The 20,707-nt window shown below is 70.3% G+C and carries 25 protein-coding genes; 14 read left to right on the top strand and 11 right to left on the bottom strand.

Annotated features, from left to right (window positions below):
* The first annotated feature begins 34 nt into the window (after window positions 1-34).
* The 5 genes from ACZ6ZQ_RS18245 to ACZ6ZQ_RS18225 all read left to right on the top strand — a co-directional run bounded on the left by ACZ6ZQ_RS18245 (window position 35) and on the right by ACZ6ZQ_RS18225 (window position 3,310).
* On the top strand, window positions 35-535 hold the full coding sequence (locus tag ACZ6ZQ_RS18245) for an ATP-binding protein (RefSeq protein WP_469769509.1): 501 nt from the start codon (window positions 35-37) through the stop codon (window positions 533-535).
* Window positions 532-1,647 (top strand): hypothetical protein, encoded by a 1,116-nt coding sequence (locus tag ACZ6ZQ_RS18240; protein ID WP_469769508.1) that lies wholly within the window; start codon window positions 532-534, stop codon window positions 1,645-1,647. The genes ACZ6ZQ_RS18245 and ACZ6ZQ_RS18240 overlap by 4 nt, the downstream gene beginning before the upstream one ends.
* A complete protein-coding gene (locus tag ACZ6ZQ_RS18235) occupies window positions 1,644-1,997 on the top strand; it encodes an ASCH domain-containing protein (RefSeq protein WP_469769507.1) in 354 nt (117 codons plus the stop codon). The genes ACZ6ZQ_RS18240 and ACZ6ZQ_RS18235 overlap by 4 nt, the downstream gene beginning before the upstream one ends.
* 103 nt (window positions 1,998-2,100) lie before the next feature.
* On the top strand, window positions 2,101-2,721 hold the full coding sequence (locus ACZ6ZQ_RS18230) for a DUF5753 domain-containing protein (RefSeq protein ID WP_469769506.1): 621 nt from the start codon (window positions 2,101-2,103) through the stop codon (window positions 2,719-2,721).
* A 58-nt stretch (window positions 2,722-2,779) separates the two neighbouring features.
* On the top strand, window positions 2,780-3,310 hold the full coding sequence (locus ACZ6ZQ_RS18225; RefSeq protein WP_469769505.1) for an NUDIX domain-containing protein: 531 nt from the start codon (window positions 2,780-2,782) through the stop codon (window positions 3,308-3,310).
* A 28-nt stretch (window positions 3,311-3,338) separates the two neighbouring features.
* Here the strand turns inward: ACZ6ZQ_RS18225 and ACZ6ZQ_RS18220 are convergent, their stop codons facing one another.
* Window positions 3,339-3,980 carry a hypothetical protein gene (locus tag ACZ6ZQ_RS18220; RefSeq protein WP_469769504.1) on the bottom strand — a complete coding sequence of 214 codons (642 nt, stop codon included), beginning with the start codon at window positions 3,978-3,980 and terminating at the stop codon, window positions 3,339-3,341.
* 417 nt (window positions 3,981-4,397) lie between these two features.
* Here ACZ6ZQ_RS18220 and ACZ6ZQ_RS18215 point away from each other — a divergent pair, with 417 nt between their 5' ends.
* Window positions 4,398-5,447 (top strand): amidohydrolase family protein, encoded by a 1,050-nt coding sequence (locus ACZ6ZQ_RS18215; RefSeq protein WP_469769503.1) that lies wholly within the window; start codon window positions 4,398-4,400, stop codon window positions 5,445-5,447.
* Between the two features lie 33 nt (window positions 5,448-5,480).
* Here the strand turns inward: ACZ6ZQ_RS18215 and ACZ6ZQ_RS18210 are convergent, their stop codons facing one another.
* Window positions 5,481-6,530, bottom strand: coding sequence for a LysR family transcriptional regulator (locus ACZ6ZQ_RS18210; protein ID WP_469769502.1), 1,050 nt, complete (start codon window positions 6,528-6,530; stop codon window positions 5,481-5,483).
* 194 nt (window positions 6,531-6,724) lie between these two features.
* Between ACZ6ZQ_RS18210 and snpA the strand changes: the two genes are divergently transcribed.
* Window positions 6,725-7,423 (top strand): snapalysin, encoded by a 699-nt coding sequence (gene snpA, locus ACZ6ZQ_RS18205; RefSeq protein ID WP_469769501.1) that lies wholly within the window; start codon window positions 6,725-6,727, stop codon window positions 7,421-7,423.
* A gap of 243 nt (window positions 7,424-7,666) precedes the next feature.
* On the top strand, window positions 7,667-8,122 hold the full coding sequence (locus tag ACZ6ZQ_RS18200) for a group II truncated hemoglobin (protein ID WP_469769500.1): 456 nt from the start codon (window positions 7,667-7,669) through the stop codon (window positions 8,120-8,122).
* Between the two features lie 150 nt (window positions 8,123-8,272).
* Here the strand turns inward: ACZ6ZQ_RS18200 and ACZ6ZQ_RS18195 are convergent, their stop codons facing one another.
* The 3 genes from ACZ6ZQ_RS18195 to ACZ6ZQ_RS18185 all read right to left on the bottom strand — a co-directional run bounded on the left by ACZ6ZQ_RS18195 (window position 8,273) and on the right by ACZ6ZQ_RS18185 (window position 9,697).
* Window positions 8,273-8,719, bottom strand: a complete 447-nt coding sequence (locus tag ACZ6ZQ_RS18195; protein ID WP_469769499.1) for a DUF6304 family protein — start codon at window positions 8,717-8,719, stop codon at window positions 8,273-8,275.
* An 86-nt stretch (window positions 8,720-8,805) separates the two neighbouring features.
* Window positions 8,806-9,060 (bottom strand): hypothetical protein, encoded by a 255-nt coding sequence (locus tag ACZ6ZQ_RS18190; RefSeq protein ID WP_469769498.1) that lies wholly within the window; start codon window positions 9,058-9,060, stop codon window positions 8,806-8,808.
* Window positions 9,061-9,112: 52 nt separating this feature from the next.
* A complete protein-coding gene (locus ACZ6ZQ_RS18185; protein ID WP_469769497.1) occupies window positions 9,113-9,697 on the bottom strand; it encodes a dihydrofolate reductase family protein in 585 nt (194 codons plus the stop codon).
* Between the two features lie 171 nt (window positions 9,698-9,868).
* Here ACZ6ZQ_RS18185 and ACZ6ZQ_RS18180 point away from each other — a divergent pair, with 171 nt between their 5' ends.
* The gene (locus ACZ6ZQ_RS18180) at window positions 9,869-10,444 is read left to right on the top strand and encodes a TetR/AcrR family transcriptional regulator (RefSeq protein ID WP_469769496.1); all 576 of its coding nucleotides are present in this window, start codon (window positions 9,869-9,871) and stop codon (window positions 10,442-10,444) included.
* On the opposite strand, the gene ACZ6ZQ_RS18175 is transcribed toward ACZ6ZQ_RS18180, so the two are convergent.
* The 3 genes from ACZ6ZQ_RS18175 to ACZ6ZQ_RS18165 form a co-directional block, all read right to left on the bottom strand.
* Window positions 10,419-11,042 (bottom strand): GNAT family N-acetyltransferase, encoded by a 624-nt coding sequence (locus tag ACZ6ZQ_RS18175; RefSeq protein ID WP_469769495.1) that lies wholly within the window; start codon window positions 11,040-11,042, stop codon window positions 10,419-10,421. The two genes, ACZ6ZQ_RS18180 and ACZ6ZQ_RS18175, sit on opposite strands and share 26 nt — an antisense overlap.
* 86 nt (window positions 11,043-11,128) lie before the next feature.
* The gene (locus ACZ6ZQ_RS18170; RefSeq protein ID WP_469769595.1) at window positions 11,129-12,172 is read right to left on the bottom strand and encodes a family 2 encapsulin nanocompartment cargo protein polyprenyl transferase; all 1,044 of its coding nucleotides are present in this window, start codon (window positions 12,170-12,172) and stop codon (window positions 11,129-11,131) included.
* Window positions 12,173-12,254: 82 nt separating this feature from the next.
* A complete protein-coding gene (locus ACZ6ZQ_RS18165; RefSeq protein WP_469769494.1) occupies window positions 12,255-13,670 on the bottom strand; it encodes a family 2B encapsulin nanocompartment shell protein in 1,416 nt (471 codons plus the stop codon).
* A 299-nt stretch (window positions 13,671-13,969) separates the two neighbouring features.
* Between ACZ6ZQ_RS18165 and ACZ6ZQ_RS18160 the strand changes: the two genes are divergently transcribed.
* Window positions 13,970-14,560 (top strand): N-acetylmuramoyl-L-alanine amidase, encoded by a 591-nt coding sequence (locus tag ACZ6ZQ_RS18160; RefSeq protein WP_469769493.1) that lies wholly within the window; start codon window positions 13,970-13,972, stop codon window positions 14,558-14,560.
* Here the strand turns inward: ACZ6ZQ_RS18160 and ACZ6ZQ_RS18155 are convergent.
* A complete protein-coding gene (locus ACZ6ZQ_RS18155) occupies window positions 14,553-15,263 on the bottom strand; it encodes a Type 1 glutamine amidotransferase-like domain-containing protein (protein WP_469769492.1) in 711 nt (236 codons plus the stop codon). The two genes, ACZ6ZQ_RS18160 and ACZ6ZQ_RS18155, sit on opposite strands and share 8 nt — an antisense overlap.
* Before the next feature lie 85 nt (window positions 15,264-15,348).
* On the opposite strand from ACZ6ZQ_RS18155, the gene ACZ6ZQ_RS18150 reads away from it, so the two are divergent.
* A complete protein-coding gene (locus ACZ6ZQ_RS18150; protein ID WP_469769491.1) occupies window positions 15,349-16,326 on the top strand; it encodes a 1-aminocyclopropane-1-carboxylate deaminase/D-cysteine desulfhydrase in 978 nt (325 codons plus the stop codon).
* Here the strand turns inward: ACZ6ZQ_RS18150 and ACZ6ZQ_RS18145 are convergent.
* Window positions 16,305-17,903, bottom strand: coding sequence for a Na+/H+ antiporter (locus ACZ6ZQ_RS18145; RefSeq protein ID WP_469769490.1), 1,599 nt, complete (start codon window positions 17,901-17,903; stop codon window positions 16,305-16,307). The genes ACZ6ZQ_RS18150 and ACZ6ZQ_RS18145 overlap by 22 nt on opposite strands.
* 44 nt (window positions 17,904-17,947) lie before the next feature.
* On the opposite strand from ACZ6ZQ_RS18145, the gene ACZ6ZQ_RS18140 reads away from it, so the two are divergent.
* The 3 genes from ACZ6ZQ_RS18140 to ACZ6ZQ_RS18130 all read left to right on the top strand — a co-directional run bounded on the left by ACZ6ZQ_RS18140 (window position 17,948) and on the right by ACZ6ZQ_RS18130 (window position 19,857).
* Window positions 17,948-18,208 carry a UBP-type zinc finger domain-containing protein gene (locus ACZ6ZQ_RS18140; RefSeq protein ID WP_469769489.1) on the top strand — a complete coding sequence of 87 codons (261 nt, stop codon included), beginning with the start codon at window positions 17,948-17,950 and terminating at the stop codon, window positions 18,206-18,208.
* Window positions 18,209-18,451: 243 nt separating this feature from the next.
* Window positions 18,452-18,865, top strand: coding sequence for an ATP-binding protein (locus ACZ6ZQ_RS18135; protein ID WP_018845530.1), 414 nt, complete (start codon window positions 18,452-18,454; stop codon window positions 18,863-18,865).
* Window positions 18,862-19,857 (top strand): RNA polymerase sigma factor SigF, encoded by a 996-nt coding sequence (locus tag ACZ6ZQ_RS18130; protein ID WP_469769488.1) that lies wholly within the window; start codon window positions 18,862-18,864, stop codon window positions 19,855-19,857. The genes ACZ6ZQ_RS18135 and ACZ6ZQ_RS18130 overlap by 4 nt, the downstream gene beginning before the upstream one ends.
* A gap of 405 nt (window positions 19,858-20,262) precedes the next feature.
* Here the strand turns inward: ACZ6ZQ_RS18130 and ACZ6ZQ_RS18125 are convergent, their stop codons facing one another.
* On the bottom strand, window positions 20,263-20,682 hold the full coding sequence (locus tag ACZ6ZQ_RS18125; protein ID WP_469769487.1) for a hypothetical protein: 420 nt from the start codon (window positions 20,680-20,682) through the stop codon (window positions 20,263-20,265).
* Between the last annotated feature and the right edge of the window lie 25 nt (window positions 20,683-20,707).

The raw sequence follows: 20,707 nt of genomic DNA, 5'->3' as shown, positions 1-20,707 counted from the left end.
GACCCAAATGAGTTAAGTCGCTTTGCTGTTGACCATGGCAAGCAGACTCACCAACGAGGCGACCGACGCCGCCCCAGATCTCCTTCCGGGCACGAGTCGGTACCGCACCACGCTGCTCCCCCGCCGCCGGACCACGCCGCGTACCGCTCGCGACTTCGTCGCCACCACGCTGACCGAATGGGGTGAGACGAGCCGCCTCGACGACATGCGACTGTGCACCTCGGAGCTCGTCACCAACGCCGTGCTGCACGGGGCGCCCGTGGGCCGACTGGTCCTGGTACGGGTCGAGTCCCTCGACGCGGAGCTGCGGATCGAAGTCCACGACAGCAGCGAGAACAGGCCGACACTGCGGATTCCCGAGGAATCCGCCGTCGACGGCCGCGGTCTGCTGATCGTCGCCGCGACCGCTGACAGCTGGGGCGTGCAGGAGCGGATGGGCCCCGGAAAGTGCGTCTGGGCCGCATTCGACCGCGCCAACAGCGGGGCCGCGCCCATGCCGCCCCACACCACCGGCCCCCAGGGAGACACCTCGTGACCACACACCCCGTCTCGCCGAACACCGTTCTCGCCAACGCCCTCCACCACGCCGAGGACGTCCTGACCCCGCGCATCCTGGCTACCCCGCCCGAGCGGATCGTGCTGGTCGTCGGCACCCAGATCAACGGCGCCCCGCACATCGGCACCTCGCTTGTGCAGTCCCTGGCCTTCGCCATGGCCGCCCGCCTGCGCGACCGCTTCGGTCTCCCCACCGAGGTGCTCTTCAGCGCCCTCGACAACGCCCCGTACGAGCTCGCCACCGCCCCGGCCAGCGGCAACCGCTACCAGCGCGCCTACGCCCAGGCCCTCGGCGAGCAGACCCTGCACGACCTCGTCACCGCCCTCTACCAGCCCCTCTTCACTGCCCTGTCCAGGCGCCTGGGCATCCCTCACCGCATCGAGACGTACACCCAGCAGCAGGCCGGCGAGCACTACCGCCGCACCTGGCTCCGCCTCCTCCCCCGCATCGACGCCGCCCGCTGGTGGCTCGCCCCCTCCACCGGCACCCCACACCTCCGCGTCCCCTGCCCACACCCCGACTGCGGCTGGGCGGAGAAGCACGCCGAGCGCACCCGGGTCCACCTCATCGACCCCGAATCGGCGAAAGTCTCCGCCATCTGCCTCCACCACGGCCCGTACGAGACCACCATCACGCCCACCGCCGGCGGCTACCTCGACCTGGCCACCCTCTACCGCAACCTGGTCAAGGAACTCGCCCTGACCAGCCCCCAGGGCACCCTGCACGTCATGGTCAAGGGCGGCGACTGGGTCTTCGGCTCCCACCTCGTCGACGAGGCCCTCCAGGCCGTGGGCCTCACCCGGGCCCAGCTCCCGGCCCGCCTGTTCTGCCCCCAGGTCGTCACCGACCCCGGCGCCAAGCTGTCGAAATCCCTCATACGAGAAGGCCGTGCCCCCTTGCCCGAGGGCGCCGCCCCCTGGATGCTCGACACCCGGCAGTGGCCCGGCACCGTCAGCGAGTACGCCGACCGGCTGCTCGCCATGACCGAGACCCTGCTCTCCGACCCCCGCCACTTCTTCCGCTCGTACTCGGCCGCCGAGATCGGCCGCATGATCACCGCACCGTCCCCCAGGAGCGTTCCCTTCCGATGACCGACCGCACCGCCCGCGTCCGCGAGCTCAACCTCTACCGCCAGTACTTCGAGCTCGTCGCTGCGGGCATCAAGACCATCGAGGTGCGGGTCAAGTACCCGCACCTCGCGAACCTCGCCGCCGGCGACACCATCCGCTTCCGCATCAAGGACACCGACGAGACCTGCGACGTCCAGGTCCTCCGCGTCACCGAATACCCCGACTTCGAGGCCCTCCTCGACGGCGAGGGCCCGTCCAACGTCAACCCGACCGCCACCCGCAACCAGCAACTCGCCAACATCCGCACCATCTACGGCCCGGAGAAGGAAGCCCTCGGAGCCCTCGCCATCGAGATGAAGCGCATGGCCTGACCGATTCCCGCTCTTACAAGATCGGACACCCGGAGCCATCCTCGACCGGAACGGCAGCAGCCCATCGAAGCCGCCCCGGCGGCACCACCCAGGAGGGGATGCGGTGACCAGTTCAGTTCGCTGGACGGATCGTCTGTCCACCGGCACGAAAGCGACTCAGGACGACGTGGTGCGCTGGTACCAGAGCACACGCGAAGGCAAGGCGTACGTGCCCACGATGATCTGGGGCACGCTCCAGACCGAGGCGTACGCCACCGTGATCCTCGGCCAGGTCGTCGACTTCCTCGGCATCCCGAACGACGTGCCGGCGGGCGTCGCCAAGCGCATGCAGCGACAGCAGGTGCTGTACGACGGCGAGCACCACTACGACGTCGTCCTCGGGGAGCAGGCTCTCTACACGAACATCGGTGGACCCGAAGTCATGCAAGAACAGATCGAGCGCCTCCTGCGAGAACTCGGCCTGGCCTCGCTCACCCTCGGGATCCTTCCCTCCACCGCACAGGTGGACCTGTTCCCCGTCCACGCGTTCAACATCTACGGCGATGGCGACCGGGCCCACGTCGAGCTCGTCTCCTCCTCCGTGGACATCACGGAACAGAGCGAACTCGACCTCTACAACAAAGCCTTCGCCGCGCTGAGCAGCGCGGCATCGTTCGGCGAAGCCGCCGAGGAGCTCCTGAAGAAGGCCCACTCCTTCTGGACCAACACCCCGCTCCGACAGTAGGCCCTTCAACACACCAGCGGCCGCAGCGCACCCGTTTCCAGACCGTCCCGCCCCTCACATGCCCGACAACCCGTCCGACGAAGGGAACCCGGTGACCCAGCAGGCCGACGGCCAACCGAAGGCTCTCAAGCCAGCGCTCGAATCCATGACGCTGCTGGTCGCTGCCGTCATCGTCCACGACAAGGTCACCAACCGGGTCGTTCTCCTCCAGCGTGGCCAGAACGCCAAGTTCGCCCAGGGCATGTGGGACCTCCCCGTCGGCAAGAGCGAGCCGGGCGAGCCCATCACCGAAACCGCCGTCCGCGAGCTCTACGAGGAGACCGGCCTCACCGTGAAGCCCGAGTCCCTCAAGGTCGCCCACATCATCCACGGCGCCTGGGGCGTCGAGGCCCCCAACGGCTTCCTCACCGTCGTCTTCGTCGCCCACGAGTGGGCAGGCGAGCCCGAGAACCGCGAACCGCTCAAGCACGCCCAAGTCGGCTGGGTCCCCACCGACGCCATCCCCGAGAACTTCGTGGACACCACGTCAAGCGCCCTCCACCGGTACCTCACCGGAGGCCCGGAGGTCTCCCTGTGCGGCTGGCGATAGAAGCGCCAGGTACGGACACGTCGTCGCCCTACGGCTTCGGGAGTACGGCAGGCGGGGGCAGGTCGAGGGCACGAGCGAGAGCCGTGCAAACAGGGCCGGCGTAGTCAGTCAAGTGCAGGGCTGCCCAGCCGACGGCAAGGTGATGGAAGGCGGCCAGGTCACATTCCGCATCGGCGAGCAGGCGACGCAGATCGGTGATGGGCAGCTCGATCACAGGGCTGTCCTGCTGCTCAGCGTCAATGGTCAGCCGCACCACGTCGCCTATCCGTTCGGCGAGCGGGGAGGGGTCATGACCGAAGGAGGCCCAGCCGTCGTCATCGATGACCCCAAGCCAGTCACGTCGTTCGTCCAGCCCGTTGCAGCAGCCCGGCGACAGGACGATGCCGGTTGCTGTATCAGTCACCCGCAGGCCGCCGGCGGCGAAAAGGTTGTCCATGGTGAGGAGCCCGTGCAGGAAGTTCCCTAGCGGATCGGTAGGCCGTTGTGGTCGCTCCTCACCCTCCAGGTCGACGTTGTTGCACTCGGCAATACGCATGACAGCCGTGCCGACTTCGGCAGGGCTGAGCGCACCGCCGAGCGGAAGGAAGCCGTAAGCCCCGCACTCGGCCACCGGCCAGAGGTCGAAGCCATCGGTGGCACAGGTCTCCAGAACGGGCTGCAGGACGATCACCCGGAGAGTGTGCGGCATCCCTGCGGGCCGGCGCATTCGAATACCGAAGAGTGCCCGCCCCAGTCCGCACACAGTCCGCAGGACACCCGATCAGGACCGTCGCACCCCATCGCCACCCATCAGCAAAAGGCCAGGTCAGCGACCTGCGGCACCCATCGCCGCAGGTCATCGACCCGGCCCATTACTAGGAGACCAAGAAGGCCTGACCTCGGCTTTCGGACAGCCCGACGCGCGCCTTCGCGGGTCGCGCATCGCCTGTCCGCCATCCGTCCGCACCCGGTCCTCCGCCCGCCGAGCACGGCGAACGTGAAGGGCCGGGTGCGGTCGTTCTCCATGGGTACGGCCCGTCCGGAGCACGTCGCTGTCACAGCGGGCGTGGCTAGTCTTGGTGACTCGCTGACGAGGGGAGAGCGAGTCGTGATCAAGGCGGTGCGCGGGATCGTGCTTCCGGAGCGGGAAGAGCGGACGTACGTGATCGACGGCGACCGTCTCCGCTGCGACGTCCCGCCCTCCGGCGCCGAACTCGTCGTCGACGGCGGCTTCCTGCTGCCCGGACTCGTCGACGTACACACGCATCCCGGTGCGGAGGCGACCGACTCGCCCTTCGACGACTCCGTGCTGCGCAAGCATCTGCTGCAGCACCGGGACGCCGGTGTGCTGCTGGTGCGTACGCCCGGGACCACGGCGCGGATGCCGGCGTGGGTGGACGGGGACGGGGAGCTGCCGCGGGTGCGGTCGGCGGGGCGGTGGCTGGCGACGCCGGGGCGGTTCTTCCCGGGGTTCGGGCGCGACATCCGTGAGGACGAACTGCCGGTCGCGGCAGTGGAGGAGGCCACGGCGTCGTCCGGCTGGTGCAAGGTCATCGGCGACTGGCGGTGGGACGAGCCGGCCGTACCGCTCGACATCCTCACGGCGGCCGTGGCGGCCGTGCACGCCGCCGGCGGCAAGGTCGCGGTGCACTGCCAGACCGCCGAGGGCGCGCGCAACGCCGTGCTCGCCGGGGCCGACAGCCTGGAGCACGGCATGCATCTCGATCCGGGCCTGCTCGACCGGATGGCCGTGCAGGGAACGGCATTTGTGCCCACGCTCGGTGCCTTCGGCTCGAAGGCCGACGCGTGGTACGCGCAGGAGCGCAGCGCCCGCCTCGACAACCTGATCACCGGCTGGGAGGGCCTCCTCGCGAACGTCCGCTCCGCGTACGAGGCCGGGGTCACCGTTCTCGCCGGCACCGACAGTTTCCCGTGCGGGACGGTCGCCGCGGAGGCGGCCTGGCTGGCCCGCGCCGGCATGCCGGCCGAGGCGGCACTGGGCGCGGCCTCGTGGGCGGCCCGCAGCTGGCTGGGTCTGCCGGGTCTGACGGACGGTGCGCCCGCCGATCTCGTCGCGTACGACTCCGACCCGGCTCTGAGCCCCGACGTGCTGGGCCGTCCCTCCCGGATCATCCTCCGTGGCCGGGTGGTGCGCTGACACCCCGCCGGCCGGGCTCGGATCGGCCGGGGTTCAGGCCGCCGGTGTGTGCAGCAGCGGGCTCTTGTTGCGCAGCAGCCACTGCCGGTAGGGCGCGGCGCGCAGCGCAGCCTCCCGGTACGCCGCCGCCAGATCCGCGTAGATCCGGTCGTACGTCTCCGCTCCCGCGCCAGGTCCGGGGCCGGGCACGGGCACCGGCACGGGTCCAAGTCCGGGAACGGGTACAGATCCGAGTCCGAAAACGGGTACGGGTCCGGGACGCCAATACAGCAGGAGCCGTACCGCCAGCGGGTCGTCCCGCAGCGGGCGTATCGCCATGTCCTCGCGCGGTCCCGCCGTCGGCTGGCAGGGCGCGACCGCCTCGCCGACCACGATCAGGGACGCGGCGGTGTGGTAGTCCGCGTGCAGCACCGGCGGGTCGATGCCGGCGGCGTCGAGCACCCGGCGCAGACCGTCCCACTCCCCGTCGACCGTCGGGTCGACCATCCACCGGTCTCCGGCCAGGTCCGCGAGATCGACGACGGGCGCCGCGGCGGCCGGGTGATCGCGGGCCATCGAGATGAACTGCGGTTCCCGCTCGACGAGTACGCGCCGCTCCAGACCTTCGGGTACGAGCAGCGGGCAGCCCTCCACCTCGTGGACGAACGCCACGTCGAGCTGACCGGCGGCGACCATCCGCAGCAGCGCGTTCGCCGAGACGTCCATGTGGAGCGAGAGGTCCGTTCCGTCGGGCAGCCGCCGGCGCAGCCGCCGCAGCCAGCCGGCGAGGGCGCGGCTCGCGGTGGAGCCGATCCGCAGGCACCGCCCGTCCGCGCGCGCGACGGCCGCTTTGGTCTCCGTGATCAGCGCGGACATCTCGGCGACGAGAGGGCGCGCCCGGCTCAGTACGGAACGGCCGAGCGGGGTGGGCCGGCAGCCGGTGCGTTCCCGCGAGAACAGCTCCGCGCCGAGGGCGTTCTCTATGCGTTGCAGCTGGGTCGTCAAGGAGGGCTGGCTCATTCCCAACTGCCGGGCGGCCTTGTGCAAACTGCCCGCGTCGGCGATCGCGCACAGCGCGCGCAGGTGCCTCACCTCCAGCTCCATGCTTCGAGCGTAGGACGGTACCTTGTGTCACACCAGACACCCGCGTCGCAGTAATTTCCTTGCATTCAAAGGCAGTTGGGGCTGGTCATTGGCGTGATGTTGTCGTGCTATCGACGGTTGGCATCATCCGCGGCGGGGATGGGCTCCCCGAAACTCTCCTCTACCGAACCCCACTCGGACGAGGAGAACCCCCCATGAGACACCCCGAGCGACGCCCCAAGGCGTTACTCTCCGCAGCCCTCGGTCTGGGCCTCGCCGCCGCACTGACCGCCGCCGTCCCCGCCGCCGCAAGCACCGCTGTCCCCGCCACCGCCACCGCCACCGCGAGCACTGCCGTCCCCACCGGCAAGGCAGCGTCGGCCGTCGCGTACGCCGGTTCGGCGCAGGACGCCAAGGCGACCAAGGCGTTCTTCGACGCCGTCATGAAGTCGGTCGCCGAGAAGCGCGCCAAGAACCCGGGCGCCCTGGCCGTCACCGTCGTCTACAGCGCGAGCAACGCGCCGAGCTTCCGCTCGCAGATATCCAGCAGCACGCAGATATGGAACAGCTCCGTCTCCAATGTGCGGCTGCAGGAGGGCAGCAACCCCGACTTCCGGTACTACGAGGGCAACGACCCGCGCGGCTCGTACGCCAGCACCGACGGGCATGGCCGCGGCTACATCTTCCTCGACTACCGGCAGAACCAGCAGTACAACTCCACACGCGTCACCGCCCACGAGACCGGCCATGTGCTCGGCCTCCCCGACCACTACTCCGGCCCCTGCAGCGAACTGATGTCGGGCGGCGGCCCCGGCACGTCCTGCCAGAACGCCTACCCCAACGCGGCCGAGCGTTCGCGCGTCAACCAGCTCTGGGCGAACGGCCTCGCCGCCGCAATCGCCAAGGTTTCCTGACCGCAGGCCCCCACGGCGCCCCGTGCCCGGGTACTCGTACCCGGGCACGGGGCGTTTCCGTCCGGCTTCGAACCGGCCACGGCCGTCAAGGAGTTCGATGCGGAGCTCGACGAGGAGCTCGACGAGGAGCTCGGTGAGGAGTTGGTTGCGGAGGATGACAATCCGGGCGTGGAAGCGGGCCGGCTGGGGTTGAATCCCCTGTGACCGTGCAACAGGCCGGAGTCATTACACCGGGAGGACCGGATGACCGAACGCCCAGAGACGCTGTACGAGGCCGTGGGTGGCGCCGAGGCCCTCCAGCGGCTGTCCACCACCTTCTACGAGGCCGTTCTCGCCGATCCCCTCCTCGCTCCGGTCTTCGCACACTTCACGCCCACGCATGTGGAGCACGTCGCCGTCTGGGTCGCCGAGGTCTTCGACGGCCCGGCCCGGTTCACCGGGGAGCTCGGCGGCCACCAGGCCCTGCTCCGTGCCCATCTCGGGCTGTCGATCACCGAGGAGCAGCGGCTGCGCTGGATGGAGCTGATGACCGCGGCGGTGGACAAGGAACTCCCGGACGACGAACTGCTGCGGCGCCGCGTCGTCGAGTACTTCGACTGGGGCACCAAGATCGCCCGCGAAGTCTCGGCCTCTCCGGTGGGCGAGGACCTCGGCGCCCCCGGCCCGACGCCCCGCTGGCGCTGGGAGGGCCACACGTGACGTCAGGGCGCCGGGCACTGCAGCCCCCGGACCACGGGGAGCCGCTCGCCCGGGTCCGTCGCGACCCTGGCGATCGCGCCGCGTACCGAGTGGGCGCACCGAGGCCGCGTGGTGAGACGCGAACTCGCCCGGCCAGGGCCGAGGTGCGGGTCAGGCGCTCTCCAGCAGCCTCCGCCCGAACTCCGCGCCCGCCGGCAACTGCCGCCGGATGCGCCCGAGCGCCTCGTCGAAGTCACCGCCGGCGATACCCGACTCGTACGCCGCGCCGCCGAAGTGCAGGGTGAGGTTCAGATCCACCCGCTCCGGCCGGCCGTCCGCCCCTCGCTCACCGAGTGCCAGCAGGCAGCTGAGCGTGGCTCGCTGCACCGTCCCGTCCAGCGCGACAGGCAGCGGCAGGTCCCATTCCAGTACGCAGCCGGAGAGGGCTTCGCCCGATCCCGCCGCGCTCAGGGCGGCGAAACCGGGACCCTCGTACTCAATTCCCCTGATGCGGGTGCGCACTTCCTGCCCACTCGCCGCAACCGCGATGGCTATCGCTTCCGCACCCCGGCGGTCCCGGTACCAGCCGGTCCACACATCCGTCGACTCCGATGACATGGCGCGGACTGTAGCGGTATGACTGGCTCCGCCGTACAGCCGGTCGCCCTTAGAGCTGTCCGGCCCGGATTACGCCCGGACAGGCCCTAGGCGGGTGAACCCGCGGCCGGCTCTCCGTCCGCGTCCTCGTGGTGCCCTGCGTGCCCCGCTCCCTCCGCGCTCTCGGCGCCTTCGGCGCTCAGCGCACAGCTGGGGTTGTGGCACGGCCCGGGCGCCCATTCGGGAACGAAAGCCCCGAGGACCTTGCGTCGTTTGATGACGGAACCGACAGGCTGTCCGCAGGCCGGGCAGACGAACTCGCCCTGCGGGCGGCGGACGGTCCGACGTCCTTCGCTGCCCATGTGTCAAGGATAAGTCGGCATGCCCAGGACGAACAGCGCTCGCGCCCGCCCGCTACCGCTTCCTGCCGTACTGCCGCACGACCACGCCGTTGCTGAAGCTTCGCACCCAGTCCAGCGCGAAGTCGGTGACAGCGAAGTCCGTGCCGAACATTGGCATGCCCGCGCCGTACACCTGCGGATACGTCTTGATCACGAGCTCGTCGATCTCGTCGAGCAGCTCACCGGCGATCTGCGAGCCACCGCACAGGTAGATGTCGAGCCCGCTGTCCTGTGCCTTGAGCGCACGGACCTTGCCGACCAGATCGTCGGAGATGATCTCGACGTTCGGATCGGGGGACTCTTCGAGGGTGCGCGACGCAACGTACTCGCGCAGCTGGGCGTACGGGCTGGTGATGTTGGCGTCCAGCGCGAGCTGGTAGCTGGCACGCCCCTGGATCAAGGTGTCGAAGCGCTTGTTCTCGGCATCCTGGATGCCCAGCGCCTCGCGGCCCAGCACCGAAACGGTCTCCGGGTACTCGGTCTTCAGGAACTCCAGGTATTCCGTGCCCACGAAGCTGAACATGGACGAGGCATCGCCGCTCGGGTCTCCGATGAAGCCGTCGATGGAGCAGCCGATGAAGTACGTGAGCTTGCGCAAACCGGTCCTCTGTTTCTTTCGGGGTCAGTTGTTTCTGTCGAGGTCAGTCGCCTCCGCGGTTCGGCCCGGCCGAACCACTGCATCTATAGTGCTCCATGTGTAGTGGTTAAGCAAGCGGCGCCTTTTTCGGAAGGCATGTTGAGAACACACGCCGAGGAGGAACGAGAGGACATGGCCAGGAACCCGGAGCGCAGGATCGCCCTCGTGGACGCCGCCATCGAGGTGCTCGCCCGTGAAGGGGCCCGTGGCCTCACCTTCCGCGCGGTCGACAGCCAGGCCGGCGTGCCCGCGGGAACGGCGTCCAACTACTTCGCGAGCCGCGACGACCTGTTCACCCAGGCCGGCGCCCGGATTCATGTACGGATGACACCGGAGCCGGCCCAGGTCGACGAGGCGATGCGGCCCGCGCCGACCCGTGCGCTCTACGTGGAGCTGATGCAGTGGCTGGTGCGGCGCATGACCGAGGAACGGACCGGCTACCTCGCCATGCTGGAGCTACGCCTGGAGGCCACCCGCCGCCCGGCGCTGCAGGCGGAGCTGAACCGGGCGATCCGCGCCGACCTGGACGCGAACCGGCGCTTCCATCTCGATTCCGGGCTCCCCGGCGACGCGGACACCTTCCTTGCCCTCTACCTGGCCATGACGGGCCTGCTGCTGGAGCACTTCACCCTGCCTGATGTGCTCGCCGACCAGGACGTGGACGCCCTGGTGGAGACCGTCGTCACGCGGATCGTCCCTGAGAAGTGACCCGTCCGGCGACGGGCTCCCGCCACATGGGCCACATGTGCGGGCCGCCGGGCAGCTCGACCGTACGGTCCGTGAAGGCGAAGCCGAGCCGCTCGTACAGCCTGCTGCTGCGGGGGTTGCTCGCCTCCAGATACGCGGGCACACCCTCGCGGTCGCAGCGCTCCAGCGCAGGTGCGAGAAGTGCGCTCCCGAGCCCCTGGCCCTGCCGCTCCGGGGAGACCGCGATCAGCAGCAGATACTCGTGCGCCCGGCCCTGCGGATGGGCCTCGCCGGTCAGCCGCCCGACGAGCTCGGCCCGCTCGTTGTCCGGGTCGGCGATCTCGCGCATCCGGGCCGGGGTGTCGTCCTCCTCCTCGGGCGGGTCGGCCGGCACCTGCAGCCAGAGCGCCGCGGCCGTGCCGTCCTCCGTCATGTCGACCCGGCCCTCCGTGAGCGCGGCATCGAGGAACACTCCGAGGAATGTGCCGTGCACCTTGCGGCGATGAGCCTCGTCGGGGAAGACCCAGCTGCTCACCGGGTCGTGCATGAACGCCTCGTCGAGCAGCCGTACCACCGATTCGCGGTCGCCCTCCCCCGCCTGCCGTATCCGTACGCCCACGCCCGGACCCCTTTCCGTGATCGTCAACTGGCCGCTGCGATCCTAGAGTTGGGTTCCGGGTTTCGCACGTGGCGCCGCGTCCGCTCTCAGCGGGTGCGGCGTGTGACGAACTCCGCCAGGGAGAGCAGATCCCCCGCCGCCCTGAGATCGGGGACGGCGCGGGACAACTGCTGGACGGCCCGCGCCATCCGGTCGGCCGCCTGGAGCTGCGCCCAGTCCCGGCCGCCGGCCCGGTCCGCCACCTCGGCGGCACGGCGGACCGCCTCGTCGTCCATCGCCCGCCCGTAGAGCTCGGCCAGCTCCGCCCCTGCCGCGGTGCCCGAGCTGAGCGCCGCCACCACCGGCAGCGACTTCTTGTGCGCGATCAGACCGGCTCCGGCCGGTCTGCCCGTACGGCCGGGGTCGCCCCAGATCCCGATCAGATCGTCGATGAGCTGGAAGGCCAGCCCCGCCTCCCGTCCGAAGGCGTCCATGGCCGCGACCTCTTCCTCGCCCGCGCCCGCGTACAGCGCGCCGAGGGCGCAGGCGCAGCCGAGCAGCGCACCGGTCTTCGCCGTCGCCATGGCGAGGCATTCGTCGAGCGAGACCTTGTACGGGCCGGACTGCTCGACGGCGCAGTCCGCCTGCCGGCCGGCGCAGAGCTCGATCACGCAGGCGGCGAGCCGGGCCGAGGCGACCGGGGACACGGGGTGCCTGTCCTCGGCGAGCAGCCGCAGCGCGAGGGCGAGCACGGCGTCGCCCGCGATGATGGCGTCCGGGGTGCCGAACACCGTCCAGGCGGTGGGCCGGTGCCTGCGGGTCCGGTCCACGTCGATGACGTCGTCGTGCAGCAGCGTGAAGTTGTGGACGAGTTCCACGGCGGCCGCGGCGCGCACGGCGTGCTGCGGATCCCCGCCGAGCGCCCGGGTGGCTGCGAGCACCAGGGCGGGCCGGATCGCCTTCCCCGCCGATCCCGCGGCCGGCGTGCCGTCTGCGTGCTCCCAGCCGAAGTGGTACATCGCGACACGGCGCAGGGAACCGGGCAGCGACTCCACGGTGTCGCGCAGCCGGGGATTGACGGCGATGCGGGTGCGCTCCAGGAGTGCCGCGGCCTCGTGCCCCTCGGTGGCGGCGGCGTCCGTGCTGGTCATGGTCACGGTCACGTCCTCTGTGAAGGGGGTGGGGCGGGGCGGCGCCGTGCCACCCCGGCCGGGTCAAGCGCGCCAGGGCCCGTCAGCGCCAGCGGCTGACTTCGACGTTCTCCAGCACGCCGAGTGCGTCGGGCACGAGGATCGCCGCCGAGTAGTAGGCCGTGACCAGGTAGGAGATGATCGCCTGCTCGTCGATGCCCATGAAGCGGACCGACAGGCTCGGCTCGATCTCATCGGGGATCCCTGTCTGCTGCAGGCCGATGACGCCCTGTTCGTCCTCGCCCGTACGCATGCACAGGATCGAGGTGGTCCTGGCGTCCGAGACCGGGATCTTGTTGCAGGGGAAGATCGGAACTCCGCGCCAGGCCGGGATCTTGTTCCCGCCGATGTCCACGCTCTCCGGGACGAGGCCGCGCTTGTTGCACTCGCGGCCGAACGCGGCGATGGCGCGCGGGTGGGCGAGGAAGAGCTTGGAGCCGCGCCGCCGGGACAGCAGCTCGTCCATGTCGTCGGGGCTGGGCACGCCGTCATGGGGCTGCAGCCGCTGCCCGTAGTCGCAGTTGGCCAGGAGCCCGAACTCCCGGTTGTTGACGAGCTCGTCCTCCTGGCGCTCGCGCAGCGCCTCGACCGTCAGCCGCAACTGCTGCTCGGTCTGGTTCATCGGCTGGTTGTAGAGGTCCGCGACGCGGCTGTGGACCTTCAGCACGGTCTGGGCGACGCTCAGTTCGTACTCGCGCGGGGCTGCTTCGTAGTCCACGTACGTGTGCGGCACGACGGCTTCGCCGACATGGCCCGCGGAGAGGTCGATGGCGGCCTCGCCGTATTGGTTGGTCCGCTGCTGGGGGATCGACAGCGCGGAGCGGAGATGGGCTCCGAGGGACTCCGCGCGGTCCGCGAGCGTGAGCACGTCCTGCCGGGAGAGCTCCAGCGCGATGCATGCGGTGGCGGCCCGGGCCGTGAACTCCCATACGGCGTCCCCGTCGGCCAGGGAGCGGTCGCCGAAGTAGGACCCGTCGGCGAGGACCCCGAGCACCGCCTCGTCGCCGTACGGGCCGGTGCCGATCTGCTCCACCCGGCCGTGCGCCAGAAGGAACACCCGGTCCGCCGTCTCGCCCTTCGTGGCCAGCACGTCGCCGGGCGCGAACCTCACCTGCCGGCATCGTTGGGCCAGTTCGCCGAGCACGGCCTCGTCGTCGAACCCCCGCAGCGGTGGCAGCTCGCCGAGTTCGGCCGGAATGACCTCGACCCGGCTCCCGGTCTGGATGAAGGTGACACGCCCGTCGCCCACGGAATAGCTGAGCCGACGGTTCACCCGGTACGTACCACCCTGCACCTGGGTCCAGGGCAGCATCCGCAGCAGCCACCTGGAGGTGATCTCCTGCATCTGGGGCGCCGACTTGGTGGTGGTCGCCAGGTTCCGCGCGGCTGCCGTGCCGAGACTCTGCTGCGGCGGCGCCTGCTCCTCGCGTACCTCGCCATCAACCGAACCAACCGACATGGGATCCCTCGCAATCATGGGTTGACCTGCGAGGAAAAGCCTTCCAGCACGGAGAGTCGCCACGCCATTACACAAATGAGTGGGACTAGTCGCGAACGTGCGGGGCATGACACGCGCTTTCCACCCGGCCGGCCCACCACCCTGAGCACCACGGCATCGACCACCGGGACCGCTGTCCGGATCGGCTCGCACACCGTACGAACGGATCGGCCGGGCAACGGTGTTGGGTACAAGGTCGGTACGAGCCATTCCGCTCGGCCACGGTCCAAGCACCACCACACCCCACGAAGGAGTCGTTCATGTCCCCACCCATGTCCGCGAGCAGTTTCCTCGACGCCCTGCGCGACGAGGGGCTCACGGTCGTCCAGGTCGGCGACTGGCGCACCCACAACCGCAATCACAAGGGCCCTTGGGGACCGGTGCACGGCGTGATGATCCACCACACCGTCACCGAGGGCACTGCCGACACCGTCCGCATCTGCCGCGACGGCTACCCGACCCTGCCCGGCCCGCTCTGTCACGGAGTCATCGCCAAGGACGGCAAGGTCCATCTGGTCGGCTACGGCAGAGCCAACCACGCAGGGCTCGGCGACGACGACGTACTGCGCGCCGTGATCGCGGAGAAGCTGCTGCCGCCGGACGACGAGGCGAACACCGACGGGAACCGGCACTTCTACGGTTTCGAGTGCGAGAACCTCGGTGACGGCAAGGACCCGTGGCCCGCCGCCCAGCTGGAGGCCATCGAGAAGGCCGCGGCGGCCGTCTGCCGCCGCCACGGCTGGACGGCACGGTCGGTCATCGGCCATCTGGAGTGGCAGCCGGGCAAGGTCGATCCGAGGGGCTTCACCATGAACGCGATGCGGACCCGCATCGCGGAACGGCTCAAGTGAGTGTGAGCAGGCGGGCGGGGAGGCCGGACTCTTCGCGGACCGCGTCCTCCCCGCACCGGACGACCCGGTGCAGGGCGGCGCCCGGCGTCCTCGTGACGACGTCGTCGAGGCGTCCGTCCACGAAGAGCGCGGCCGCGCCGTCGTCGAGCGCCCAGCCGTCCGGCAGCACGCCGCCGGCGACGGCCGAGAGGTACTCAGGCCTGCGCTCGGCCTCGCTGTCATAGTGCGGGCACATGCTGCCGGGCAGCAGCCCGAGCCCGTCGTGCAGCGGCCGGACGGCCCCGAAGGAGTCGGTCAGGCAGGCGTCGAACCAACAGGCGGCGCCTGCGCTGATCCCGCAGAGCAGAACACCTCGGCGGTATGCCTCGCGCAGGATGTCGTCCACACCGTGCAGCCGCCACACGGCCAGCATGTTGGCGGTGTTCCCGCCGCCGGTGTACACGACGTCCTGGCCGAGGAGGAAGGTCCGCAGATCCTCGCGGTCGCGCCGGAACAGCGGAAGATGGGTGGGCTCGCAGTCCTGCCGCTCGAAGGCGGCGCTGAAGCCCTGAATGTAGCCTTCCGCATCTCCGCTCGCGGTGGGCAGGAAGCAGACTTTCGGCCGGGCGCGCCGAGCGTGGGCGAGGACGAAGTCGTCGAGCAGCATGTCGGGGTCCTCGGAGAACCCGCCGCCGAGCAGCACGATCTTTCCGGTGGCAGTCATCAGCCCGCAGCGTAGTGCCGCCGCCCCGCGGCCGCGGGGCGGCGAGAGGCGGCAAGATGCGGCGAGTGGCGGCGAAGATGGTGGGATGAACGCGTTCGACCTCGCCACCCTGCGGCCCCGGCTCCCCTCCCCCTTGGAGGCGGTCGAGGACGAGCGCTTCGCACGGCACGGCGTCCGGCTGCTGCTCAAGCGGGACGATCTGATCCACCCGGATCTGCCGGGCAACAAATGGCGCAAGCTGGCGCCGAATCTGCTCGCCGCCGCCGGGCGTACGGTCCTGACCTTCGGCGGGGCCTACTCCAACCATCTGCGCGCCACCGCCGCCGCCGGCCGGCTGCTGGGCTTCCGCACCATCGGTGTCGTACGGGGTGACGAACTCGCCGGCCGGCCCCTCAACCCGTCACTCGCCGCATGCGCCGCCGACGGGATGCGGCTGCACTTCGTGGACCGCGGGACGTACCGCCGCAAGGCCGACCCGGAGGTACTGGCGGGCCTGCTCGACCGCTTCGCGGAGCACGAGGAGTGTTACGTCGTCCCGGAGGGCGGCAGCAACGCGCTTGCCGCCCGCGGTTGTACGGAGCTCGGACGCGAGCTGCGCGGCGTGGCCGATGTGGTGGCTGTGGCGTGCGGGACCGGCGGGACGCTCGCCGGGCTCGCAGCCGGGCTCGCACCGGGCCAGAGGGCGCTGGGCATGCCCGTGCTGAGGGGCGGCTTCCTGGGCGAGGAGATACGCGCCCTTCAGCAGGACGCCTTCGGCGGACCGGCGGGCGACTGGTGGCTCGACGAGCGTTTCCACTTCGGCGGCTACGCCCGTACCGGCCACGGGCTCGACGCCTTCGCCGACGATTTCGAGGCGCGGCACGGGCTGCCCGTCGAACGTCTCTATGTCGCCAAGATGCTGTACGGACTTGTCACCCTCACCGAGGAGGGCGCCTTCACACCCGGAACGGTCGTCGCGGCCGTGATCACGGGAAGCCCCGCAACCCCCGGAAACTTGGGTAGCCCGGAAAGTCCCGCCGGCCCGGGCAGCCCGGCACGCCCTCAGTCCGAGCCCTCCCGATAGGCCGCCGCCTCCTCCAGGTCGAGCCCGCGCAGCAGCGTCCGCATCATCTCGTCGTCGATGCGCCGCTCGTCGCGCAGCCGCACGAAGACCTCCCGCTCCGACTGGATCACTTCGCGGGCGAGCCGCCGGTAGGTGTGGTCCACGGACTCTCCGGTGATGGGGTTTCCCGCCCCCAGCCGCTCCCAGGGTGAGTTCCTTCGGCGTTCGAGGACCGTGCGCAGCCGGTCGGCGAGCGGTCCCGGCAGGGCGTTGCGCTCGTCGGCGAGCAGCTCCTCCAGGCGCTCCTCGGCCGCCCGGGACGCCTCGCTCTGAGCCTGTGCCTCCTCCAGAGTGAGGGCCTGGGGATCGCGCTGCGGCAGCTTCAGGACGCGGATCAGCAGCGGCAGGGTCAGCCCCTGCACCACCAGTGTCCCGATCACGGTGGTGAAGGTGAGGAAGAGCACCAGGTTACGGTCGGGGAAGGGCTCCCCGCCGGGCACGGTGAGGGGAATGGAGAAGGCGATCGCCAGGGAGACCACTCCGCGCATTCCGGCCCAGCCGACGATCATGGGTGCCTTCCAGGTCACGCCCGGCTCCCGTTCCCTGATCCGGCTCGACAGCGCCCGCGGCAGGAAGGTGGCGGGGAAGACCCAGATGTACCGCACCACGACGACGGCGACGAAGACGCCGACGGCGTACCCGGCGGCCTCCCAGACCCCGTACGCGCCGAGCCCTTGGACGACGAACGGGAGCTGCAGCCCGATCAGCGCGAAGACCGACGACTCCAGGAGGAAGGCGACCATCTTCCAGACGGCCGCCTCCTGAAGCCGGGTGGCGAAGTCGACCTGCCAGGCGCGGTGCCCGAGGAAGAGGGCGACGACCACGACGGCCAGCACGCCGGATGCCCCGACCTGCTCGGCGGCGGCGTAGGCGATGAAGGGGATGAGCAGGGAGAGGGTGTTCTGGAGCAGGGCTTCCTTCAGGTGCGTGCGCAGCCAGTGGATCGGCACCATCAGGACCAGCCCGACGCCGATGCCGCCGACCGCCGCGAGCAGGAACTCACGGATGCCTCCGGCCCAGCTCAGGCCCTCGCCGAGCGCCGCAGCCACGGCCACCCTGTACGCGGTGATGGCCGTGGCGTCGTTCACCAGGGACTCGCCCTGGAGGATCGTGGTGATGCGGTTCGGCAGACCGAGGCGGCGGGCGATCGCGGTGGCGGCCACGGCATCGGGCGGGGCCACGACCGCCCCGAGGACGAGTGCCGCAGTCAGCGGAAGGCCGGGCACCAGCAGATAGGCGAGCCAGCCGACGGCGACCGTCGCGAAGAGCACATAGCCGACGGAGAGGAGGGCGATCGGCCTGATGTTGGCCCTCAGATCGAGATACGAGCTCTCCACGGCGGCCGAGTGCAGCAGCGGGGGGAGGATCAGCGGCAGCACGATGTGCGGGTCGAGGGTGTAGTCCGGGACCCCGGGCACGTACGAGGCGATCAGCCCCATCGCGACGAGCAACAGCGGGGCCGGCACCGGCGTCCTGCGGGCCGCCGCTGCGATCACGGCGCTCGCCGCGATCAGCGCCACCAGTGGCAATGCGTCCATTTCCCCGACCTCACGTCCGTCGCCCGCGTCGTAATCTGGCAATCATGAGCGAGTGCCCACATGTTCTCGACCTGCCGCGCCCCGAGCCCGCACAGCTGAGCGACACATGTCTCGAGTGCGTGGCGGACGGGACGCATCCGGTTCAACTGCGCCTCTGCCTGACCTGCGGACATGTGGGGTGCTGCGACTCGTCGGTGAGCCGGCACGCGTTCCGGCACTCCGAGGGGGAGGAACATCCTGTCATGCGTACCCTGGAGCCCGGAGAGAGCTGGCGCTGGTGCTTCGTGGACGGTTCGATCGTCTGACGTGTGGGTACGTCAACCCTCCGCCGGCTCATCGCAATTGAGACCCGCAGACCTCTAGCCACTGTCCGTACTCATAGGCTTACCATGAGTGACAGAGTCGGGTAGGGGTCCCGGCGACACGGCACCATGGATCACGGTAGCGTCGCCAGTCCAGGTACTTGGCTGCGCACCGACGCGCGGCCCTCGGCTCCGGGAGCGTCCTCCCGGAGCCTCGATCGACCTTGTGCCACCTTGGAGGTGAGGGTGTCCCAGATCGCAGGCGAGCCCGGGACTCAGGACTTCGTGGAAGTCCGGCTGCCCGCTGCGGGTGCCTACCTGTCCGTGCTGCGTACGGCCACGGCCGGCCTCGCGGCGCGCTTGGACTTCACCCTCGACGAGATCGAGGACCTGCGCATCGCTGTCGACGAGGCCTGCGCGATCCTGCTGCAGCAGGCCGTCCCCGGATCCGTCCTCAGCTGCGTCTTCCGGCTCGTCGACGATTCCCTGGAGGTCACGGTCTCGGCTCCGACGACCGACGGCCGCGCCCCGGAGCGCGACACCTTCGCCTGGACGGTGCTCTCGGCACTGGCCGGCAAGGTCGACTCCTCCGTGGCGGACGACCGTACGGTCTCCATCAGCCTGTACAAACAGCGCGGCGCGGGACCCGGGCCGGCGTGAGGGACGGGGACGGTCCGGTGCGGGACGAGGAGCGCATTCCCGGAGTGCCGAACGGCGGGCGTGCGGCTCCGGCGGAGCCGGCGCGTGTGCCGGTGGGCATCCCGGAGCAGCAGGCCAGGCCGCACCCGGTGGACGAGCGCGACGGCCTTTCGGCCACGGTGGAGCAGGCGCAGGCAGAGCGGGCGGCCCATATGAGCGAGCACGAGCACGACTCCAAGGAACACGAGCACCACGATCCGAACGACCGGAGCGAGGCGCGGTCGATGTTCATCGCGTTGCGCAAACTTCCTGAAGGCTCCCCCGAGCGTGCCGAGCTCCGGAATCAGCTGGTGCGGATGCACCTGCCCCTGGTCGAGCACCTGGCCCGCCGCTTCCGCAACCGCGGCGAGCCGCTCGACGATCTGACCCAGGTCGCCACGATCGGCCTGATCAAGTCGGTGGACCGGTTCGATCCGGAGCGGGGCGTCGAGTTCTCGACGTACGCGACGCCCACGGTCGTCGGCGAGATCAAGCGCCACTTCCGCGACAAGGGCTGGGCGGTCCGGGTGCCGCGCCGTCTCCAGGAGCTGCGGCTCGCGCTGACGACGGCGACCGCGGAGCTCTCCCAGCAGCACGGCCGCTCGCCGACGGTCCATGAGCTGGCCGAGCGTCTCGGGATCTCCGAGGAGGAGGTCCTGGAGGGCCTGGAGTCGGCGAACGCGTACTCGACGCTGTCGCTGGACGTGCCCGACACCGACGACGAGTCCCCGGCGGTCGCGGACACGCTGGGCGCGGAGGACGAGGCGCTGGAGGGCGTCGAGTACCGCGAGTCGCTGAAGCCGCTGCTGGAGGACCTGCCGCCGCGGGAGAAGCGGATTCTGCTGCTTCGCTTCTTCGGCAACATGACGCAGTCGCAGATCGCCCAGGAGGTGGGCATCTCCCAGATGCACGTCTCCCGCCTGCTGGCCCGCACACTCGCACAGCTCCGCGAGAAGCTGCTGGTGGAGGAGTAGGGGCTGCGCGCCCCGAGCCCTTCCGGGGGTCCCTGACGCCGGCCCTGCGAAGCCGCACCCGGCGACCGGACCCCGGAGGGGCCGGCGTCTGTCTTCTGGATCAGGCCGGATCAGTGAGCGTGCGTGCCAGGGCACGCGAACCCAGCAAGATCCACCGGTCAGGGCCTAGGTCGTGTCTGACACATAGCGCCGTCCGCCCGCAGGGCGGGGCCCGCGGCGTCCGGTGCGTGCAATCGCAAGGCGGTGGGGGCACCTCCCAGACGCAGCTCTGGGGGAGATCATCCTCGTACTGGACGTACGTGGATGACTCCGACAACGCAGCGTGGGGGCACCTCCCGTGCCCGAAGGGCTACGGGGGAGGGCGTGCCGGACGCCGCGCGCCAGGCGGGATCTGTCGGACACGGCCTAGGCGTCCGCGCGTCCTCTGATCCCCAGCGCCTCCGTGGTCGTCGGGTTGATCAGCAGGACCAGCGAGGTGACGGCGACCACCGCGAGGACGATGCCCGCCGGGATCAGGGGGCCCGTGGTGCTCAGCAGGGTCCAGGCGACCGGCAGGGACAGGATCTGGGTGATGATCGCGGGGCCGCGGCTCCAGCTGCGGCGCAGCAGCAGCCCTCGCGCGGCCAGCAGCGGAATCAGGCCGAGGGCGATCAGCGTCGCTCCGCCCGTGGCGGCCTGCGTCGTGCTGTCGGGGTGGCTGGTGAAGCCCGACACCAGCATGTAGACGCCCCCGGCCACCAGGGCGAGGGCCTCCAGTCCGCAGAAGGCCGCGGCGGCGGTAAGGCGGGTGGGACGCGACTCGGGGGTCTGCTCAGCACTGCTCACCCTTGCAGGGTAGCCGTGCACCCCT

It is taken from the genome of Streptomyces sp. NPDC053673 (assembly GCF_055585225.1).
This window is presented reverse-complemented; position numbering and strand designations above follow the sequence as displayed.

What these genes read in the sequence shown, in the direction of transcription:
- ACZ6ZQ_RS18195 (WP_469769499.1), bottom strand. Translation starts at nt 8,719, where the DNA reads ATGTCATCGGAGTCGACGGATGTGTGGACCGGCTGGTACCGGGACCGC.
- ACZ6ZQ_RS18190 (WP_469769498.1), bottom strand. Translation starts at nt 9,060, where the DNA reads ATGGGCAGCGAAGGACGTCGGACCGTCCGCCGCCCGCAGGGCGAGTTC.
- ACZ6ZQ_RS18180 (WP_469769496.1), top strand. Translation starts at nt 9,869, where the DNA reads ATGGCCAGGAACCCGGAGCGCAGGATCGCCCTCGTGGACGCCGCCATC.
- ACZ6ZQ_RS18225 (WP_469769505.1), top strand. Translation starts at nt 2,780, where the DNA reads ATGCCCGACAACCCGTCCGACGAAGGGAACCCGGTGACCCAGCAGGCC.
- snpA (WP_469769501.1), top strand. Translation starts at nt 6,725, where the DNA reads ATGAGACACCCCGAGCGACGCCCCAAGGCGTTACTCTCCGCAGCCCTC.
- ACZ6ZQ_RS18170 (WP_469769595.1), bottom strand. Translation starts at nt 12,172, where the DNA reads ATGACCAGCACGGACGCCGCCGCCACCGAGGGGCACGAGGCCGCGGCA.
- ACZ6ZQ_RS18245 (WP_469769509.1), top strand. Translation starts at nt 35, where the DNA reads ATGGCAAGCAGACTCACCAACGAGGCGACCGACGCCGCCCCAGATCTC.
- ACZ6ZQ_RS18145 (WP_469769490.1), bottom strand. Translation starts at nt 17,903, where the DNA reads ATGGACGCATTGCCACTGGTGGCGCTGATCGCGGCGAGCGCCGTGATC.
- ACZ6ZQ_RS18155 (WP_469769492.1), bottom strand. Translation starts at nt 15,263, where the DNA reads ATGACTGCCACCGGAAAGATCGTGCTGCTCGGCGGCGGGTTCTCCGAG.
- ACZ6ZQ_RS18140 (WP_469769489.1), top strand. Translation starts at nt 17,948, where the DNA reads ATGAGCGAGTGCCCACATGTTCTCGACCTGCCGCGCCCCGAGCCCGCA.
- ACZ6ZQ_RS18210 (WP_469769502.1), bottom strand. Translation starts at nt 6,530, where the DNA reads ATGGAGCTGGAGGTGAGGCACCTGCGCGCGCTGTGCGCGATCGCCGAC.
- ACZ6ZQ_RS18165 (WP_469769494.1), bottom strand. Translation starts at nt 13,670, where the DNA reads ATGTCGGTTGGTTCGGTTGATGGCGAGGTACGCGAGGAGCAGGCGCCG.
- ACZ6ZQ_RS18160 (WP_469769493.1), top strand. Translation starts at nt 13,970, where the DNA reads ATGTCCCCACCCATGTCCGCGAGCAGTTTCCTCGACGCCCTGCGCGAC.
- ACZ6ZQ_RS18200 (WP_469769500.1), top strand. Translation starts at nt 7,667, where the DNA reads ATGACCGAACGCCCAGAGACGCTGTACGAGGCCGTGGGTGGCGCCGAG.
- ACZ6ZQ_RS18235 (WP_469769507.1), top strand. Translation starts at nt 1,644, where the DNA reads ATGACCGACCGCACCGCCCGCGTCCGCGAGCTCAACCTCTACCGCCAG.
- ACZ6ZQ_RS18150 (WP_469769491.1), top strand. Translation starts at nt 15,349, where the DNA reads ATGAACGCGTTCGACCTCGCCACCCTGCGGCCCCGGCTCCCCTCCCCC.